Source organism: Pseudomonas sp. 2822-17 (assembly GCF_002742485.1).
In the GTDB taxonomy this organism is placed as follows: domain Bacteria; phylum Pseudomonadota; class Gammaproteobacteria; order Pseudomonadales; family Pseudomonadaceae; genus Aquipseudomonas; species Aquipseudomonas cyclaminis.
The window spans coordinates 1-282 of the sequence record NZ_LJRZ01000672.1 but is presented as its reverse complement, the minus strand read 5'-3'; the positions used below and the strand labels follow the sequence as shown (position 1 = coordinate 282).

The 282-nt window shown below is 47.5% G+C and carries 1 protein-coding gene; it reads right to left on the bottom strand.

Going from position 1 to position 282, the window contains the following annotated elements:
* Nucleotides 1-253, bottom strand: a 253-nt coding sequence (locus AOA60_RS33480) for a hypothetical protein (RefSeq protein WP_218240815.1), incomplete at its 3' end; no start/stop codon positions are given.
* Between the last annotated feature and the right edge of the window lie 29 nt (nucleotides 254-282).

Below are 282 nucleotides of genomic sequence, written 5' to 3'. Positions count from 1 at the left end.
TATTTGCAGCTCTACCAGCCATATTCGCCGCATTGGTAGCACCGGTCATTCTTCGACCTCCCCCAAATAATCTAGCTAGTAAACTTCTTCCACCTTGTGCTCCCTGCATAGGTCCTTGTGCATTGGAAAAGGCTTGCGTACCTTGTTGCACTCCTTGTTGTGGAATAGAAGAAGTACCAGCGCTTCTCGAAAAAAGACCTCCGCCAAATGGTGGAGTAGAATTGGTAGGGGGAAAAGGGCGTGGTCCAAACATTTCGACCATCCTTTCCAAACATTATCTTC